Here is a 15,283-nt window from a genome sequence, read left to right on the forward strand (position 1 = left end):
GGAGGTGGTCTGGTTGGGAATTGTGGAGAATTTAAAGCATTCTGAGGAGAAAGACGTGGCTATAGACGCTGTGCCTCTGGAGCGCAGGGAATCCTGGGTTAGCCCCGCCGTGGTGTACGCCGGGGTGGAGTTCACTCTGAGCGTTGTGATGGTGGGTGCAGGACTCGTTGGGAGCTTTAGCGTGGCGAAAGTTGCGATGATAGTTGCAGTGGCGTTGCTGATAACTTGGGTGGGCGACTCCCTCAACGCCTACATTGGTGCAAAAACCGGCAGGGCCTCGACGGTCATAGCCAGGCAGTCCTTTGGGAGCCTTCAGGCAAGAACCCTGGTGGCTCTGCTGGTTATCATAATGGGTCTCGGCTGGTGGGGAGTTCAAACAGCCATAATGGCCAATGCGATTTCAATAGCCTTGGGGATAGACTACACTGCTAGCTGGGGGGCGTGGGCGTTAATCGTAGTTATCCTTGGAGTGATATTCGGAATCCCGGCAATTTTGGGCTATACTTCAATGAAATGGACGGATTACCTTGCCGTTCCAGTGGGACTGTTTATATTCGGCCTCGGCGTTTATCTCTCGGTAATGAAGCATGGCGTGTCCGGGATAATAAACTGGAACCCCACCCCGCAGATGACTATAGCGGTGGCCATTTCCACGGTTATAGGAGTCAACGTGGTTCAGTGGGTCATGATATCAGATTACAGCAGACAGACAAAGCCGGGATGGAAGAACGCGGTTCTTGTTCCTTCCCTCACAATGGCGGTGGGATTCATCCTGATGGTCGTTGGTGCAATAATGGCTGTGGGCGTTGGCACGTGGGACATCGTCGCGGTCATGGTGGCGCTTGGATATCCGTTCTGGGCGTACTTCATGATGTTCGTTGCCCAGTGGACCACTCAGATAGTCAACGTTTACACTCCGGGGCTTGCACTCTCCAACATGCTTAACCTTCGGACGGGGAGGGCTAGAGCGATGGCAACCGCCGGCATAGTTATAGTGGGCATGCTCCTAGCGCTTGCGGGAATACTGAGCAGGTACATGGACTTCCTCCTGCTCCTGGGCATAGTGTTTCCCCCAATAGCGGCCGTCATGATGACGGACTTTTTTGTGCTACGGAAGGAGGAGTGGGAGGATATACAGGGATGGAACTTAATGGCCACCCTAGCGTTGGTCGTTGGAATACTCTCGGGGTACTATATGCAGTACAAGCACTTCTTTGGGCTTCCAGCAATCCAGACCTTCATAATAACATCAATTGCCTACTACCTCCTAATGAGACTGAAGGCGTCAACGTCCCCTGACAAATTTACACCAAGGCACTGGCTTTCTTGACGCCTTTTCTTTTCAATTATGTCCACAGCGACTTTTGCTCTTAGAAAGCCCATGTTTAGATTTTGTCGATTTATGCAGGAATTTGATCACAAACATTCGAAATGATGAAAAATTTATTTAAGTTTTAGCCATGAGATTTCATGGGGGCGTTTGGATGGAGGATGATGAAGTTGTTGTCATGAAGGGTATCTTCAAGAACAAGCTCGATGATATTGACCTGAAGATATACCAAGCTCTGCGGGAAAACGGCAGAATGAGCGACACTGAAATCGCTAAACGGGTGGGCGTGTCAATAACAACGGTCCGACGTCGCAGATTGAGGCTCCAGGAGAAGGGATACCTGCAGATTATCGGCCTTCTGCTCCTGAGAGCCGCGGACGTGGCATATGCCGATGTAATGGTAAAGCTCAACCAGCATGCGAAGGTGGAGGAAATAAACGAATTTCTAGCGGATGCCATTAACAACCCGAGGATATATGAGGTAACGGAGTATCTGGGCGGCGACTACGACATTCTGCTGAGGTTTCTGGAGAGCAACAACGAAAAGCTGAGGTACCACATAGACAAATTCCTCCGGAACAGGGATGCAGTCGAACATTACATGATATATCCCGCGATTGGTAGCCCCAAAGCCTGGTACAAATCGTTTAAAATTAAATTCTAGCCACCAGCCAGCCAACCGGCGGATGCTCCGCGCCTTTCTTCCATTTCTCGTAGGCCGCATCCCAGCGCCTCAAAAGCTCCGTGCGCTTTCTCTCGTCTTTTATCCGTCCCACGTATTCGCGGGGGATGTAGGCGAGGTAGTGAGGCAGGCCAGATTCGAATGTCCCACTTTTGATTATCTCTCCCCCGGCTTCCTCTACGAGCTCGTGGAGTTTTTCGAGCGTGGGGTAATGCAGGTCGTCCTTCTCGCCGAACAGCGCCTCAAAAATCTCTTCACGGAGGTTGTAGAGCTCAAGGTGTGCCCTCTGCCTCTCGTTGTTCGCTGTGGGCAGGCTCTCTGCGATGAAGACCTCTTCGGAAACCCGAAGCATCTCCGAGATGACCTTGACCATTGTTTCCTCGCTCTTCAGGCTCCTGATTCCGTGAACGAGAACGGCTAAATCGAAGGTCTTGAACGGGAAGGGAAGCTCCCTTGCGTCGGTCTTGAGAGGGATTATCCTGTGTTTTAGTCCTGCAGATGACGTCACCTCCTCGAAGAAGCGCCAGCGGGAGCGGTCTATGGAAACAACGCGACCTGTCTCGCCAACGAGGTACGCTAACGGAACGGTGGTTAGCGCGTGAGCACCGCAGCCAACCTCAAGGACGTTCATGCCCTCTTTGATAGGCGCGAACCCGATGACGCGGAAGCGTTCGAGCATTTCGGTGTGAAGCCAGTCTGAGGGTAGGGGAGGCTCGTTTCGGGGAGGAATCTTGGAAAGAACTTCTTTCTTAAATGTCTCTTCGTCAACGGGCATGGATGACACCGAAAACGGCTAAAGACGTTCTCTTTAAGGCTTTTTCGGAGAAAAGGTTTTATAAGTTGGGGAGAATTAATGGTGGGGTTAAAAATTCAATGGATGTCTTCTTGGTTTTTCCCTCATTTCTGTTGCTTGTGAACTCTGCCATTACGATTCTCTTTTATCATTATGTTGATTTTTGGTTTTTTGTGTATACTCAGATTAATGCTGAATACGATAAAACTTAAATTTCTCTCACTATCTAAAAAACTAATAGGGGAGAGTATGTTAAGTCCTAGCACCAAAAAACAAATCTTAGGGTTTATAGTAGGTATTCTCGTAGGTGTAGCATCAACTTTGATCGCCAATAAGATTAACAGTGCTTTACAACCAAAACCACTAATAAGAATCTCCCTCCAAGAGCAACTACCTCAAACAGACCCTGTAGTCACAGTATTAGTCGAAAATATTGGGAAAGCCACTTCTAAGTTTGTTTCATTTGAAATAAGAACAGAGGGATTTTTGGAAAACTATAGCATAAGGGGAACAGGAAACATAAAAACATGGGGAGGCAGAGGTAATTACCTGCAAGTTATTATCGAGGATTTCAATCCTGGTGAGATAGTCAGTATAGATTTGTACCTAGAGGGATCAGATAAAGTTCATATTTTGAATCCAAAAATTGATGGGAAATATCAAATTATTGAAAAACCTATAATAGTCAAAATATGGGAAGAAGAACAAAATCCATATCACTCCACGTAAACCGCAGGCTTCAGCGGCATCGCGGCCTTCTTCTTTCCTCCCTTGTCCTCCTCCGGGTTGATGATTATCTCGACTCCGAGCTCCTTCTCCATGAAGTCCCTGGCTTCTCTCAGGGCCTTCTCCTCGTTTATGCGCTTGACATCGAAGGCCCTCTCCTTGATGAGCCTCTGGATGAGCTTGCTTATCTCCTTGCCGTGCTTCCTCATCTCTGGGTCCTTCATCAGCTCTGCCATGGCTGACTTGAAGTCCCTCTTCTCCGCGACGACCTCGACAACGCGCCACTTCCACTCCGGTGCAGTGTATACGTATGCCCTCTTGGCGTCCTCTATCTTTGCCACGCGGATTATCTCCTTGATGTCCTCGATGAGGGCCTTTACGAACTCCTCCTCGGCCTCGATGGTTTCGTTCCACCACTCCGGAACCGGCTCCGGCCACTTCGCCAGGCTCACGAAGCCCTCTCCGCCCAGCTTCTCCCAGAGCTCCTCACTGATGTGCGGCGTGAACGGCGCCATCAGCCTGACCCAGACCTCGGCGAGCTTTCTGAGAACGAAGCGCTTCGCTTTGTCGTCCCTGCCCTCGGTTCTGCGCATGTACCAGCGCAGGTCGTTGAGGATGCTGTAGAATGCCCACTGCACAGCAGTCCTCGTCCTGAACTCTTCGAGCGCCTGGGTTGCCCCTTCGATGGCCTTGTTCAGCCTGTGCAGCATCCACTTATCGATGTCTTTCAGCTCGGTCTCCTCCGCCTCATAGCCTGCGAACTCGCTCACCAGCTCGTAGAAGCGCTCAACCTGCCTGCGGAGCTTCCCGACCTCTTTCCTGCGCCAGTCGAAGTCGCTGTCGTGCTCGGCTAAGCCCATTATGTAGAGCCTCACCACATCTGCCCCGTTCTCTTCGATGGCGTCGATGAAGTTCAGCACGTTGCCCTTGCTCTTGCTCATCTTGGTGCCTTCCAGCGTTCCGAAGCCGTTGACGGCTATTCCTCTCGGCCAGTGCTCCTTCCTGAAAATCGCCGTGTGGTTGAAGATGAAGAACGTCAGGTGGTTCGGTATCAGGTCCTTGGCAGAGCAGCGCCAGTCGAGCGGGTACCAGTACTCGAACTCCTCCTTCATCTCGTGGATGGTTTCAGCCGGGATTCCGGTCTTCCCTTCGAGTTCCTTTTCGCGCTCCTCGCTGAACTCCTCCAGGAACAGGTAGTCGAAGAACTCCCTCGTGAGCTTCTCCGGGTCGAGCCTGCCCTCCTCCCTCAGCCTGTTCATGTGCCTGCTTATCGTGTAGTAGGCCATGTAGATGGTCGAGTCGCTCAGGCTCTCGATGACCCAGTCGGGATCCCACGGCAGCGGCGTTCCCAGTCCAACTTTCCTCGCGCAGGCCTTCTTGTCGAGCCACTCTATGACTGCCTCGAACTGGGTTCTTCTGCTCTCTGGATAGATGGTCATGTTTGCGAGGGCCTCGCGGGCCTTCTCCTTCCACTCGGGGTTGCCGTAGTCTATGAACCACTGGTCGTGGATTATCTTGATGACCGCCTGGTTGCCGAAGCGCGAAATGACCGGCTTTTCTGCAAACTCGTACATTATTTCGGCTATGCCCTTCTCCTGGAGCTCCTTGGCTATGAGGTCTTTGGCCTCCTGGACTGACTTGCCTGCGTAGGGCTCTATCTTGAAGACTCCCTTGTGGTACTCGGCCTTGTAGATGTTCTTGGTGGCCTCTTCGAGCTTCTCAGCATCTTTCTGGCTCTTTACGCCGAGCCTCTCAGCCTCTTCCACAGCTGGAAAGTCGCCGTAGCCCTCCAGCTTGATCAGCGAGATGTAGCTTATCTCCTCAACCACGCGCGGGTCGACTTCATACTTCAGCAGAATCTCGGTTTCCTTCTTGAGGTCTTCAAGGGCCACGTGGTCGAAGGGCGCATGAGCCGGGACGCTCATAACGACTCCAGTCGCGTTGTCCGGGTCAACGAACTCTGCCGGCAGGATGATGACCTCGTCGCCGGTGACCGGGTTCCTCACGTATTTGCCTATCAGCTTCTCGCCCTTGAACTCCTCCAATACTTCAATCTCCCTGTCCTGGAAGGAGAGCTTGTAAGCTGCTTCCTTGCTGATTATCCACCTCTCCACCTTCTCGCCGCGCTTGACCTTTGCTTTGACGTAGGTGGCGTTGGGGTTCAGCCACATGTTGGTGACGCCGTAAACCGTCTCCGGCCTCAGCGTCGCGGCCGGCATGTAGATTTCCTCGCCGTTCTCTTCGAGAATGAACTTGATGATGACGTAGTCCAGTATCTGGACGTCTTCGCCCTCCATTATGTCGTGGTCTCCGAGGGCAGTCCCAACGACCGGGTCCCACCTGACCCTGTGGGCGCCCTTAACGACCAGTCCCTCCTCCTTGAGCGTCCAGAACTGCCACTCTATGAACTTGCTGAAGGGCGGGAAGAGGCTCGTCGTGTGGAACTCGCGCGTCCAGTCGACGGAAAAGCCAGCCCTGATGAAGGTCTCCCTGGCGGCCTTCATGAAGTACTTGACGATTTCCTTCGGGTCCTCGAACTTCCAGAGTATCTCCTCGGGGACTTTGTAGACGTCGCGGTAGATGTGTATCGTCTTTGGGTCGCGGTGCTTTATCCTCTCGGCGATTCCGACTATCGGCGCACCGGTGATGTGCCAGGCCATCGGGAAGAGGACGTTGTAGCCCTGCATTCTCTTAAAGCGCGCTATAACGTCGGGAATCGTGTAGGTCCTCGCGTGACCGACGTGGAGGTGCCCCGAAAGGTACGGGAAGGCGACCGTGATGTAGAACTTCTTCTCCTTGGGCTTTTCATTCGCTTTCGGTTCGAAGGCCTTCTCTTCCAGCCAGCGCTTCTGCCACTTCTCCTCAATGGCCTTGAAGTTAAGCTCAGCCATGGCCATACCTCCTCAGAATTTTTTCAAAAGAGCGTGAGCGATACTCCAGAATAGGGGGGTTATCCGGGAAATCAGGCGCGGTTGCGATTCGAGCGATGGAGAAGACACTCCCCCCTCATTGGCATCGGAGCGAGTAGGATTCCTGATATTTAAATCTTTTGCTGGGCTTGGGTGGTTCCCGCAGTTTACTTTTCGGCATCTTCCGAACCAAAGTTGTTATATATCTTGGATCCGTTTGATTAACCTGTGGGGTGGTGGCTGTGGAAAAGCTCGGCGAGGTGTTTCAGTTCATGGATTCCATTGGATTCGGGGAAACCGTGCTCGTCGAGTACACTTCACCCAACTACACCCTTGACTTCATGGTGCTCCTTCTGAAACGCTACGCCGATGACAGGGGTTATCCCTTCGTCGTTGACGATCATCTGGACACGCTCCACGTTATCAACGAGCACCTCAAGTTCTTTGGGGTGAGGGGTATTTTCGACGATGCCTTCGTGCTGAAGACGGGGCTGTTTTATAAAGGGTTAAAAGCGTAAAGTTTAAGTGTTTTTATCTCATAATTCATTTTGGTGGAGTGGGGTATGAGGCTTTATCGGACGGGCAAGGCCTCACAACTCTTAGGCATCAGCAAGCCGACACTAATTAGGAAAATAAAATCCGGCGAGATTAAGGCGTATCGGGTTGGCAAAGAATACCGAGTTCCAGAAAGCGAAATTAAGAGGATTCTTGAGGGCAAAATCCCTGATAAGGTCGTGATTTACGCAAGAGTTTCAAGCAGAGACCAGAAGGAAGACTTAGAAAGACAAGTTGAATACCTTAAGAATTACTCCTCATCCAAAGGCTACCAAGTGGCCAAAATCATTACGGACATTTCTTCCGGATTGAACGAGAACAGGAAGGGATTAAAACAGCTCTTCAAACTCGTCGAGAGCGGAGAAGTTACTAAAGTCATCATAACTTACCGGGACAGGCTCACCCGCTTCGGCTTCAAATACCTCGAACAATACTTCAACTCACACGGCGTTGAGATTGAAGTAATCTTCGACGATGAGGAGAAAACACCAGAAAAAGAACTTGTTGAGGACTTATTAGCCATCGTAACCTCCTTCGCTGGAAAGCTTTACGGGGCTCGTTCTCATAAGAAAAAACGCCTCGTTGAGGCGGTAAAGAATGCCCTCAGAGACGATTAAACTCACGGCAAAATTCAAACTCAAGGGAACACCCGAAGGATTAGATGGGCTTTTCCAGACTTACCGGGAAATCGTGAACTTTCTCATCACTCACGCTTTTGAGAACAATGTAACCAGCTTTTACCGGCTGAAAAAGGAGACTTACAAGAGCCTCCGGAAAGAGTATCCAGAACTACCGAGTCACTACCTTTACACGGGTTGTCAGATGGCGACGGCAATATTCAAAAGCTTTAGGAAGCGGAGAAAGAAGGGTAAAGCCAATGGAAAGCCTGTTTTTAAGAAAGAAGTCATAATGCTGGACGATCACCTGTTCAAACTTGATTTGGAAAATAAAACCGTGAAACTCTCCACTCCCAGGGGACGAATCCAGTTAGAGTTTTACCCGGCCAAATACCATGAGCGGTTCAAGGACTGGAAGATTGGCCAAGCGTGGTTAGTGAGAACTCCAAAAGGAACTTTTCTCAATGTTGCCTTCTCAAGGGAAGTTGAGGTTAAAGAGCCTAAAGCCTTTGTTGGAGTTGATTTGAACGAGAACAACGTTACGCTTTCACTCCCAAATGGAGAGTTCCTCCAAATCATCACTCACGAGCGGGAGATTAGGACGAGTTATTTCGTGAAGAGGAGAAGAATCCAGCGGAAGATTAGGACTGGAAAGAAGAGGAAAGAACTCCTTGAAAAATACGGGCGGAGGGAGAAGAACAGGCTTAACGACCTTTATCACAAGCTCGCCAACAAAATCATCGAGTTAGCAGAGAAATACGGTGGGATTGCTTTAGAGGATTTAACGGAAATCAGGGAGTCAATCAGGTATTCTGCTGAGCTGAATGGTCGCCTTCACCGTTGGAGTTTTAGGAAGTTTCAATCACTCATCGAATACAAGGCGAAGTTGAAGAGTGTTATGGTTGTTTTTGTGAATCCTGCTCATACTTCCTCCCTGTGCCCGGTATGTGGGGGTAAGTTAAGCCCGAATGGGGGCAGGGTTTTGAAGTGTTTGAATTGTGGGTTTGAGGCTGACAGGGATGTTGTTGGGAGTTGGAATATTCGTTTGAGGGCCTTGAAGATGTGGGGAGTCACCGTTCCCCCCGAAAGCCCCACGATGAAGATGAGAGCGGGGAAGGTTATCCGTAACGACGTTTACAAACTTTACACAAGTTACGGCTAACCAGAACGGGAATTGTCAACGTTGGAAGGGTTGTTGACAGGGTGAATGTGGAGAGCGAGGCCTCAATCTACCTGCGCAGGTATGAGGAAGCCAGTACTAAGGCTTTCTCTGGCCTGGAGAGCGCCATAAATGCCGTAATCGGGCTGGAAAAGCTCTTCGCTTTTGTTGACAGCTACCGCAACTTCTATGAGATAATCTCCAGCATAGACCGGTTCCTCGGAAACCGGAAGAGAAAAGCGTTCTACCTGCTCGACAGGAACATCTGTGAGAGGATTCCCATCAATCCCCTGCCCGAGCTGGAGAAGATTGCGAGCACCTTCCTGGACGTCAGGTTCGACGGCAACAGGCTGATCGGGAGGATACGCAAATCCCCGGACATAAGGATGACGGGATGGGAGATAGAGGTTTCGGTTGAGGCCATCATCTGACACTTCGAAACCCTTTTCTTCCCTTTTGCCATCCTCTATTCGGTGATGTGATTGAAACGTGCTTTTATAAACGGGAACGTCTACGTCTCATTCCGTCCCGTCAGGCGCGTTGAGGCGTTTTTAACGGTGGACGGAAAAATTGCAATGCTCGGGAGCACGGAGGAAATCCTCAAGGCCGCCGAAGTTCTGAACGCTGAGATAACTGACCTCCGCGGGGGAACGGTTCTGCCGGCCTTCATAGACTCCCACATGCACCTCGACGAGCTCGGGGAGTACCTCGGCATGCTCGACCTCCGGGGAGTGCGGAGCATCGAGGAGCTGAAGGAAAGGCTTAGAAGGTTTGCTGAGAAAAAGGATGGCTGGCTCCGCGGCCACGGCTGGGACCAGGAGCTCTTCGAGGAAAAGCGCTGGCCCACGAGGCACGATCTGGACGAGGTCGTGAGCGACAGGCCGGTCATGCTCTCCCGCGTCTGTCTCCACGCTGCCGTTCTGAACACCAAGGCCCTTGAGGAGACGGGACTAATCGACTGGGATTCGGAGGACGTTCTCAGGGATGAAAACGGGGAACCCACAGGCATCGTGAAGGAGGAGGCCTTCAGCTTCGCGGTCGGGAAGTTCAGGGAGATGATAACCGACGAGGAGTACAGGGCGTACATGCTCAAGGCTTCCGAATACGCCCTGTCGAGGGGAATAACCGCGGTGGGCTTCGTCAGCGTTGGTGAGAGGGCCCTGAAGGTTCTGAGCGCCCTTGACGCGGAGGGTCTGCTGAATCTCCGGGTGAAGGTCTACCTGAATCCAGGTGAGAATCTTGAGGTTCTTGAATCGCTCAAAAGGCTCGGTGTAAAGCGCGGTTTCGGTGGGAAGAGACTGAAAATCGGGGGGATAAAGGTTCTCGCCGACGGCTCCCTCGGCGCAAGGACTGCCTGGCTCTCGGGGCCATACAGCGACGCGGAAACGAGTGGACATCCCAACGTGACGAAGGAGTGGCTTGAGCTGGTGGCTGGGAAAACCCACAAGGCTGGGCTCCAGATGGCCGTTCACGCGATAGGCGACGCAACGATGGACATGGTCCTCGACGTTTACGAATCCATTGGAAACGCCGAAAGGGCAGGCCACAGGATAGAACACGCCTCGATCACACGGCCGGATCAGATAGAGAGGATAAAGAAGCTCGGAATCCGTCTTGCGCTCCAGCCGCACTTCGTCATGACCGACTGGTGGGTAGTTGAGCGCGTTGGAGAGGAGCGCGCGGGGTGGATCTACCCCTTCAGGAGCATTGCCAGGGCAGGAATACCCTTCGGGCTCAGCACGGACTCCCCGGTGGAGCCCCTCGATCCCTGGGAAACAGTCTACGCCGCGGTAACGCGCGGGAAGTATGAAGGCGTTCCCCTCGCGGCGCTAACAGAGGACGAGACGCTGACGCTCGAAGAGACGCTCCACGCGTACACCGCAGGTTCCGCGGAGGTCCTCATGGAAGATGACCTTGGAAGCCTCGAAGAGGGCAAGCTCGCGGACTTCATACTCGTCAGTGATGACCCGTTTGAGGTAGATGAAAAGAAGCTGAGGGAAATAAAGGTGCTGGAAACGTACCTCGGAGGAAAAAGGGTCTTCAAAGCCTTATAAGCTCCCTCTCTGCCCTTGTCAGCCTCTTTCCTTTTCCATCATGAACGACGACGTCGTCCTCTATGCGAACCCCTCCGAGGCCGGGAATGTAGATTCCGGGCTCTATCGTGAAGGTCATGCCGTTTTCGAGGACGACCTCCCCATTGGGCCCTATGTAGGGCTCCTCGTGGACGTCCAGTCCAAGGCCGTGCCCGGTCCTGTGGGTGAAGTACTCGCCGTAGCCGGCTTTTGCTATCGTCTCCCTCGCGGCCCCATCGACATCCTTTGCCATTATCCCCGCTCTCACCGTCCGGTAGGCCCTCTCCTGGGCCTCTTTAACCACCTCGTAGATCTCCACGAGCCTCTCGTTCGGACTTCCGAGGGCTATCGTCCTCGTTATGTCGGAGCAGTAGCCCTTCCACTTGGCCCCGTAGTCGAGTATCACCATGTCCCCCTTCCTGAGCCTTCTGTTTCCCGGCTCGTGGTGCGGATTGGCCGCGTTCTCACCGCCCGCCACTATCGGCTCGAAGGAGATTCCATCGCTGAGCTCTCTCAATGTCAGCTCTATCTTCAGAGCAAGCTCCCGCTCCCGCATTCCCGCAAGGTCCCAGCTCAGGATCTCTTCAAAAACCCGGTCCGCGGCCTTGGCAGCGTGCTTCATGGCCTCAATCTCCCCTTTGTCCTTCACCATGCGGAGCTCCCTGACGAGCGAGCTCAGGGGATAGAACTCGAAGGGGCCGAGCCTTATGATGTTCATCAGCCAGTCGGCGCGCATCGTGTCCTCTACCAGGAGCCTGCCGTCTGAGAGGTGGAGTTCCGCTAAAATCCATGCGAGCTTGTCGTAGGGGTTCTCCCCATCGCGCCAGAACGTAACCGGAAAGTTCCTGACCACGTTCTCGTAGAGGCTCGGGGCTAGAAGCCTGTACTCACCGTCAGCGCTTACAATCAGCACCGTGAGCCTCTCGCCCGCTTCGTGTATCTTCAGCCCCGTAAGGTAGTAGAGGTTTGTCCCGGGGCTTATTAGAGCACCGTCGAAGTTCCTTTCCTTCATGAGGGATACGAGTTTTTGAAGGCGCATCGGTTTCACCGTATTAACTACTCCGCAAGGCTTAAAAACTCAACCTCGAACCTCGACCGACTGGGCGGGCTCAGCCCGCGGGATGTTCCCGTAAGGGAGAACCACAAACACGGAAGGAGGGAGCAAGATGGGAATGTACAAGTACATTAGGGAAGCCTGGAAGAGCCCCAAGAAGAGCTACGTTGGGGAGCTTCTCAAGGTCAGGATGATAAAGTGGCGCCGTGAGCCTGTTGTCGTTAGGATTGAGAGGCCGACCAGGCTCGACAGGGCCAGGAGCCTCGGCTACCAGGCCAAGCAGGGCTATGTCATGGTTCGCGTTCGCGTGAGAAAGGGCGGAAGGAAGAGACCCAGGTGGAAAGGCGGAAGGAAGCCGAGCAAGATGGGTATGGTCAAGTACAGCCCGAAGAAGAGCCTCCAGTGGATAGCCGAGGAGAAGGCCGCTCGCAAGTTCCCGAACCTTGAGGTCCTCAACAGCTACTGGGTCGGCGAGGACGGAATGTACAGGTGGTTTGAGGTCATAATGGTCGACCCGCACCACCCGGTCATCAAGGCTGACCCCAAGATCAACTGGATAGCCGGAAAGGCCCACAAGGGTCGCGTCTTCCGCGGACTCACCAGCGCCGGCAGGAAGAGCCGCGGCCTGAGGAACAAGGGCAAGGGCGCCGAGAAGGTCAGGCCCAGCATAAGGGCCAACAAGGGCAAGGGCAAGTGAGGCCCTTCTATTCTTTCAATTGTCTCCATCAGCAGCTCGAAGTTTGGTTGAAGCCTCTTCCGGGTTCTCATTCTAACCCGTTGCATTGTCATGCAACTCCCTTACTCAGGCTTTTTCTGACCAAGAATGATTGTGAAACCCTGTTCCGAAAAAATTCATTCTTGGGAAAAAAGGGAAGATTAATTAATCGCAGTAAATAGTAAAATTTATAAGGATGATTTGTGCATGATGTACTAACAAAATTCGAAGGCGATACCATGGCGAAGTATGCACTTTGGTATTTCAAGCCTTTTGGTGGGAACTATGCAGTATTTGATACCAATACGCCGACTTCCGAGCTGGGGAATCTTGGGTTTGACTACATAATAGCCCTCCACACCTGCGGTAAAGACGGGCAGTTCGGACAGATGCCGATGAGCGGCTATACCTATGAAGCAGGTTATAACGACGGTAAAAAGCTCGCACAGTGGATTGAACGGGAAGTGAGCCCGGGGCTCCCGTACCTTGTTGAGATCCCGGTGCTCGTTAAGGATGGTAAGGAGCAGTGGAAGGAGTTTGAAGACTCACACCATACAGTAAAACCTGCGGTCAGGGGCCTCGATTACTGGAAGGGCTGGGTTGACGGCGTTTACATGAACACGGGCAGGCTGGAGCGCGGCTTCTACTGGAACCTGGAGTATCCGTGGCAGGTCGTGAAGGGAGTGGTCAGCGAGAGTGCCATAAGAGAGCTGTCCGACAAAATCCTTGGCTGGGGCCAGCAATTCATCTGGATACCAAATGTTAATGATACAATTAATCGCGACAATACTGACATAAAGTCTCTGGCAAGATATTTCACGTATGTTTTTGTACAACCACATTACTACCAAAGATGGAGGGAGTACTATACTGGAACCTTGAATGGATCCCCTAGTGAATATCCCTACCTGGACTCGGAAACAGGTGTTAGTGCTTTGGTAGAGGTTCTGAATTGGGTACGAAAAAATGTCCCAAACGGGTATTTGGAACTGGAAGTAGATGGGAGTATAAACCAATATCCAGAACTGCTACACAAAGCATGTGACTATGTCTCTGCTCAAAGGCGATCGGAAGTCGGAGGTCTCTGGCCTAAAAGGGCATATTACTACGGTGTTGATCTGAACAACGCTCGCGAGGTGAAGAGGCATTGTCCCGATTGGTGAGCTTTAAAATTGCATCATTTTTCGTTCTTTCCCTGCTCATTACCCTTCCTCTCGTTTCTTCAGCCGAAAATCTCAAGATTATCAATGTTTACTCTATTGGGGATAAAGCTGCGTTCCTCGTCGTGAACACGAGCAACAATCAGCTGATGGAGCTGGCATATAAAGACGGTCGCTTTACACGAATGCGCCCCCTGAACTTCAGTTTGAGAACGTACTCTCCAGTGCACTGGAACGGGGAGTACTGGCTCCTCCAGAAGGGATTGGGGCCAGTGGTTGAGCTTTACATTTACAACGGTTCGCTCAAGCACGTTAAAACTTTCGTGAACGGTACCATTTGTGCATACAACGACCTCAGAATCTGGTGGAATGGTGAGGAGTACCTCTTAACCTTCCTGAAGAGCAGTCCAAACGACAATCCTGCCACCGGGGAGTGCTACTACCCCACGGACATGTACCTCCTCCTGAATGATAAGTTAATCCCCCTGAACGTCTCAGGAACCATGACCTGGGTTCCACCCATAAAAGAATGGTTCGCTACCGGGGTGGATTGGTTCGAAGGTGACAAGATGGAAAAAATCGCCCTGATTAATGAAACCGGTGGCGTGGTGTTCTTGAATGTTACACTACAGGGATTGTACGGCAGTGAAATCGCGTACAACGGCAGTACGGCCTGGCTCGTCTTGGATTGGGCCGAGGGGAATCTCACTCACATTGAGGTTTACCTGCTGGGGAGAAACGTTGCCCGGAGAGTGCATCATGAGGATGCTAATGGGAGCATTGGCATTCCAATAGCTACATGGGGGAATTGGCCCCAGAAACTGGCTTGGAACGGCAATCCAATTCTCATTCAATCCACAGGGATTCTCAATGATACCGTTCTCATCTTCAATGGAACCGGGTTTTCAAGGGTGGGGACGTTCAATGATTGCAGTGAGCTTACCCCAGTGTCGGTTGACGGGCGTGTTTTCATCCTCTGTATGATGGCTGGGGGTGAGAGGAGAGTAACGATGATGAAACTCTTCGCCATTAAGGGGGGTAAGAAGGAGCTAGTACGGACTTTCAGGACGAGTGGTTACCCTTACCGGTACGGGGTTAAGGATTTCCTGGGATTCCCGGCTTTCAAAGAGAACAATCACTCCAGTTTAATCCTCTACACGAGTGATACCATAATGCTCTTCAACTCCACTCACGCCATGAACCTGCTCACGGGCGAGAGGACGCCCCTTCCAGCTGGCTTGAGGGGAAGAAACTACAATGTGACTTATTGTTCAGGAGAGTGGCTACTCTTCACGAAGAGTGAAGTGTACACTTTAAAAGACGGGAAGTTCGCGGAACTGAAACTCACCATTTCCTCCGCAGGGGAAGCCACTAATGGAACCACCAGTTCACCAGTTAACACTCAAACCGGCGAGAACACTATCCCCTTATCAAAAAGGGCACTCACACTCATCATAACCGGTGTAGCGGCTGTTCTACTCCTGCTCGCACTACACAGGAGGAGGCGGTAA

The 15,283-nt window shown here is 52.1% G+C and carries 14 protein-coding genes; 11 read left to right on the forward strand and 3 right to left on the reverse strand.

The genetic code is table 11. The annotated features are described in order from the left end of the window. Window positions 1–22 precede the first annotated feature (22 nt). Together E3E51_RS08275 and E3E51_RS08280 are read left to right on the forward strand one after the other, a co-directional pair. Window positions 23–1,330, forward strand: coding sequence for a cytosine permease (locus E3E51_RS08275; protein ID WP_346765962.1), 1,308 nt, complete (start codon window positions 23–25; stop codon window positions 1,328–1,330). A gap of 154 nt (window positions 1,331–1,484) precedes the next feature. Then, window positions 1,485–1,994 carry an Lrp/AsnC family transcriptional regulator gene (locus E3E51_RS08280; protein ID WP_167912617.1) on the forward strand — a complete coding sequence of 170 codons (510 nt, stop codon included), beginning with the start codon at window positions 1,485–1,487 and terminating at the stop codon, window positions 1,992–1,994. On the opposite strand, the gene E3E51_RS08285 is transcribed toward E3E51_RS08280, so the two are convergent. Next, window positions 1,984–2,787: a class I SAM-dependent methyltransferase gene (locus E3E51_RS08285; RefSeq protein ID WP_167912693.1), complete on the reverse strand. Its 804-nt coding sequence runs from the start codon at window positions 2,785–2,787 to the stop codon at window positions 1,984–1,986. The genes E3E51_RS08280 and E3E51_RS08285 overlap by 11 nt on opposite strands. A 207-nt stretch (window positions 2,788–2,994) precedes the next feature. Between E3E51_RS08285 and E3E51_RS08290 the strand changes: the two genes are divergently transcribed. Continuing rightward, window positions 2,995–3,534 carry a hypothetical protein gene (locus tag E3E51_RS08290; RefSeq protein WP_206204522.1) on the forward strand — a complete coding sequence of 180 codons (540 nt, stop codon included), beginning with the start codon at window positions 2,995–2,997 and terminating at the stop codon, window positions 3,532–3,534. On the opposite strand, the gene leuS is transcribed toward E3E51_RS08290, so the two are convergent. After that, window positions 3,522–6,422, reverse strand: coding sequence for a leucine--tRNA ligase (gene leuS, locus E3E51_RS08295; protein WP_167912619.1), 2,901 nt, complete (start codon window positions 6,420–6,422; stop codon window positions 3,522–3,524). The two genes, E3E51_RS08290 and leuS, sit on opposite strands and share 13 nt — an antisense overlap. A 254-nt stretch (window positions 6,423–6,676) precedes the next feature. Between leuS and E3E51_RS08300 the strand changes: the two genes are divergently transcribed. Genes E3E51_RS08300 through E3E51_RS08320 form a run of 5 tightly spaced genes read left to right on the forward strand, consistent with a single transcriptional unit; the run spans window position 6,677 to window position 10,825 of the window. Further along, on the forward strand, window positions 6,677–6,958 hold the full coding sequence (locus tag E3E51_RS08300) for a DUF257 family protein (RefSeq protein WP_167912620.1): 282 nt from the start codon (window positions 6,677–6,679) through the stop codon (window positions 6,956–6,958). A gap of 45 nt (window positions 6,959–7,003) precedes the next feature. Continuing rightward, a complete protein-coding gene (locus E3E51_RS08305; RefSeq protein ID WP_167912694.1) occupies window positions 7,004–7,612 on the forward strand; it encodes an IS607 family transposase in 609 nt (202 codons plus the stop codon). Next, the gene (locus E3E51_RS08310) at window positions 7,593–8,774 is read left to right on the forward strand and encodes an RNA-guided endonuclease TnpB family protein (protein WP_167912621.1); all 1,182 of its coding nucleotides are present in this window, start codon (window positions 7,593–7,595) and stop codon (window positions 8,772–8,774) included. The genes E3E51_RS08305 and E3E51_RS08310 overlap by 20 nt, the downstream gene beginning before the upstream one ends. 47 nt (window positions 8,775–8,821) lie before the next feature. Further along, window positions 8,822–9,202, forward strand: coding sequence for a DUF257 family protein (locus E3E51_RS08315; RefSeq protein ID WP_346765960.1), 381 nt, complete (start codon window positions 8,822–8,824; stop codon window positions 9,200–9,202). 51 nt (window positions 9,203–9,253) lie between these two features. After that, the gene (locus E3E51_RS08320; RefSeq protein ID WP_240924287.1) at window positions 9,254–10,825 is read left to right on the forward strand and encodes an amidohydrolase family protein; all 1,572 of its coding nucleotides are present in this window, start codon (window positions 9,254–9,256) and stop codon (window positions 10,823–10,825) included. On the opposite strand, the gene E3E51_RS08325 is transcribed toward E3E51_RS08320, so the two are convergent. Beyond that, window positions 10,812–11,882 (reverse strand): Xaa-Pro peptidase family protein, encoded by a 1,071-nt coding sequence (locus tag E3E51_RS08325; protein ID WP_167912696.1) that lies wholly within the window; start codon window positions 11,880–11,882, stop codon window positions 10,812–10,814. The genes E3E51_RS08320 and E3E51_RS08325 overlap by 14 nt on opposite strands. A gap of 127 nt (window positions 11,883–12,009) precedes the next feature. Here E3E51_RS08325 and E3E51_RS08330 point away from each other — a divergent pair, with 127 nt between their 5' ends. The 3 genes from E3E51_RS08330 to E3E51_RS08340 all read left to right on the forward strand — a co-directional run bounded on the left by E3E51_RS08330 (window position 12,010) and on the right by E3E51_RS08340 (window position 15,283). Continuing rightward, window positions 12,010–12,594: a 50S ribosomal protein L15e gene (locus tag E3E51_RS08330; protein WP_167912623.1), complete on the forward strand. Its 585-nt coding sequence runs from the start codon at window positions 12,010–12,012 to the stop codon at window positions 12,592–12,594. Window positions 12,595–12,851: 257 nt separating this feature from the next. Beyond that, window positions 12,852–13,775, forward strand: a complete 924-nt coding sequence (locus E3E51_RS08335) for a hypothetical protein (protein ID WP_167912624.1) — start codon at window positions 12,852–12,854, stop codon at window positions 13,773–13,775. Then, complete coding sequence (locus tag E3E51_RS08340) at window positions 13,760–15,283, forward strand: hypothetical protein (protein ID WP_167912625.1); 1,524 nt, start codon at window positions 13,760–13,762, stop codon at window positions 15,281–15,283. Before E3E51_RS08335 ends, E3E51_RS08340 begins: the two co-directional genes overlap by 16 nt.

It is taken from the genome of Thermococcus sp. 21S7, from assembly GCF_012027615.1.
In the GTDB taxonomy this organism is placed as follows: Archaea; Methanobacteriota_B; Thermococci; order Thermococcales; family Thermococcaceae; genus Thermococcus.

Excerpts from the sequence above, each read along its gene's own strand:
- E3E51_RS08280 (WP_167912617.1), top strand. The coding sequence starts at position 1,485 with ATGGAGGATGATGAAGTTGTTGTCATGAAGGGTATCTTCAAGAACAAG.
- E3E51_RS08285 (WP_167912693.1), bottom strand. The coding sequence starts at position 2,787 with ATGCCCGTTGACGAAGAGACATTTAAGAAAGAAGTTCTTTCCAAGATT.
- E3E51_RS08290 (WP_206204522.1), top strand. The coding sequence starts at position 2,995 with ATGCTGAATACGATAAAACTTAAATTTCTCTCACTATCTAAAAAACTA.
- leuS (WP_167912619.1), bottom strand. The coding sequence starts at position 6,422 with ATGGCTGAGCTTAACTTCAAGGCCATTGAGGAGAAGTGGCAGAAGCGC.
- E3E51_RS08305 (WP_167912694.1), top strand. The coding sequence starts at position 7,004 with ATGAGGCTTTATCGGACGGGCAAGGCCTCACAACTCTTAGGCATCAGC.
- E3E51_RS08310 (WP_167912621.1), top strand. The coding sequence starts at position 7,593 with ATGCCCTCAGAGACGATTAAACTCACGGCAAAATTCAAACTCAAGGGA.
- E3E51_RS08325 (WP_167912696.1), bottom strand. The coding sequence starts at position 11,882 with ATGCGCCTTCAAAAACTCGTATCCCTCATGAAGGAAAGGAACTTCGAC.
- E3E51_RS08330 (WP_167912623.1), top strand. The coding sequence starts at position 12,010 with ATGGGAATGTACAAGTACATTAGGGAAGCCTGGAAGAGCCCCAAGAAG.
- E3E51_RS08335 (WP_167912624.1), top strand. The coding sequence starts at position 12,852 with ATGGCGAAGTATGCACTTTGGTATTTCAAGCCTTTTGGTGGGAACTAT.